This window comes from Candidatus Hydrogenedentota bacterium (genome assembly GCA_012730045.1).
Lineage (GTDB): Bacteria > Hydrogenedentota > Hydrogenedentia > Hydrogenedentales > CAITNO01 > JAAYBR01.
The window spans coordinates 1-1,805 of record JAAYBR010000034.1; the positions used below are offsets into that span (position 1 = coordinate 1).

Here is a 1,805-nt window from a genome sequence, read left to right on the forward strand (position 1 = left end):
CCACCGGCTAATGGCCCTCACCCCTCCGGGGTGAAGAGGGAAAGGACACCCGTATCCATGGCTTCATGGACAGAATTCCCGCCCACGGCGGTCAGGGGCTCGAAATGACCGCGGAAATGAACGTCATTGCGAAGGCGCGCAGCGCCTGAAGCAACCTCGTTCTCGCCTCAGCTTCTTCTCTCACAACGTCTTATCCGGCGATCAGGGATGCGCCGCCGGCGGCGTCAGTCCCGGGGGCCGCCGCGCGGCAGGAGCGGGGCGAGGGGGCATCCCGCGCACCGCGGCTGTGTCCGGCAGAAGTCCTTGCCGGTCCACACGATGAGGCCGTGGTATTCCTTGAACAGGGCGACATCGGCGGGCAGGGCGCCCTCGAACAGGGCGCGCATCTCCTCGTAGGGGAGGTTGTGGGGCGCGATGCCGTGGCGGCCGAGAATCCGGCGGGTGTAGGCGTCCACGACGAAGACGGGCTTTTCGCAGGCGTAGAGGAGGATGTCATCCGCCGTCTCGGGGCCGATCCCCCTGAGCGCCAGCAGCTCCGCGCGCAGGGGCGCCAGGGGTTCGGCAGCCATGCGGCGCATGGACCCGCCGAAGCGGTCTGTCAGCCATTGGCAGAAGAGGAGCACGCGCTCCGTCTTCTGGCGGAAGTAGCCCGAGGGCCGCAGCGCGGCCTCCACCGCCGCAAGGTCCGCGGCGAGCAGCGCGCGGGGCGACAGCAGGCGGGCGGCCTTCAGGTGGGCGATGGCCTTCTCCACATTGGTCCACGCCGTGTTCTGCGTGAGGATCGCGCCGACGGCGACCTCGAAGGGGGTGTCGCCGGGCCACCAGCCCGTGGGGCCGTAGTGCGCCGCCATGCGGCTGTGGAGGCGCGTGAGCGTCTCCGTCAGGCGGGCGCGGCGCGCGGGACTCATGCGAAGGTTTTCCCCGCGCGCAGGGCCTGGTCGAGCAGGAGGACGCCCATGACCGTGAAGGCGTCGCGGATCTCCCCCGCCGTGACCTGGCGCAGGGCCTCCGCGAAGGGCGTCCAGCGGACGGCCAGCACCTCGGTGCCCTCGGGAGCGGCGGGCACGGCGCGCAGGCCAGTGGCCACGAAAAGGAAGGCCCGCTCCGACGAGTGGCAGTTGCTCAGGTGCAGCTCCCCGCCGAGGGGTTCCCAGCGGGCGGCCTCCAGGCCCGCCTCCTCGCGCAGCTCGCGGCGGATCGCCTCCAGGGGCGTCTCCCCGTCGTCCGTGCCGCCCTCCACCAGCTCCCACGAATACTCGTCCATCGCGTAGCGGTACTGGCCGACCATGCAGAGGTTCATCTCCGGGTCCAGCGCCAGGACCGCCGTGGCGATCCGCGACTCCACCACGCCGTAGATGCCGGGCAGGCCGTCCGGCCGAATCACCGCGTCCTCCCGCACCGTGATCCAGGGATTGCGGTAGACCACGCGCGACGACAGGCGTTTCCAGGGGTTTTCCAGGGGGGGCATGGCGTGTTTTTCCAGGGTGACCGTGACACGGGGGATGATACCGCCCCACCGCGCCGGGGTGCCAGTTTGGGGGGCGCGCAAGGGCAATCGCACTAAAATGCCCCTCAAGAAGCGCCTGCGGGCGACGCGAACGTCCCCCGGATTTGTGCTTTGGCCTTTGTTGTCCCAACGGGGCATCCGCATAGGACCCAGGCAGGCCGCCGTCCATCCCCGCAGCCCCGGGTCCGCACAGCGCGCAGCGCCTTGGAGTGCGGTAGCTTGCTGCCGCCTTTCTTCGCGTGGGCTTGCCCGCGCGGGGGCACACGAAAAACGACGGTGGCCGCGCGTTTCCCCAAGG

Annotated in this window: 2 protein-coding genes; both read right to left on the minus strand. The window is 70.2% G+C overall.

Annotated features, from left to right (window positions below):
* Nucleotides 1-224 precede the first annotated feature (224 nt).
* Nucleotides 225-851 (minus strand): endonuclease III domain-containing protein, encoded by a 627-nt coding sequence (locus GXY15_03500; GenBank protein ID NLV40280.1) that lies wholly within the window; start codon nt 849-851, stop codon nt 225-227.
* A gap of 53 nt (nt 852-904) precedes the next feature.
* On the minus strand, nt 905-1,468 hold the full coding sequence (locus GXY15_03505) for an NUDIX hydrolase (protein NLV40281.1): 564 nt from the start codon (nt 1,466-1,468) through the stop codon (nt 905-907).
* Nucleotides 1,469-1,805: the final 337 nt, after the last annotated feature.

Excerpts from the sequence above, each read along its gene's own strand:
- GXY15_03500 (NLV40280.1), bottom strand. The coding sequence starts at position 851 with ATGGCGGCGCACTACGGCCCCACGGGCTGGTGGCCCGGCGACACCCCC.
- GXY15_03505 (NLV40281.1), bottom strand. The coding sequence starts at position 1,468 with ATGCCCCCCCTGGAAAACCCCTGGAAACGCCTGTCGTCGCGCGTGGTC.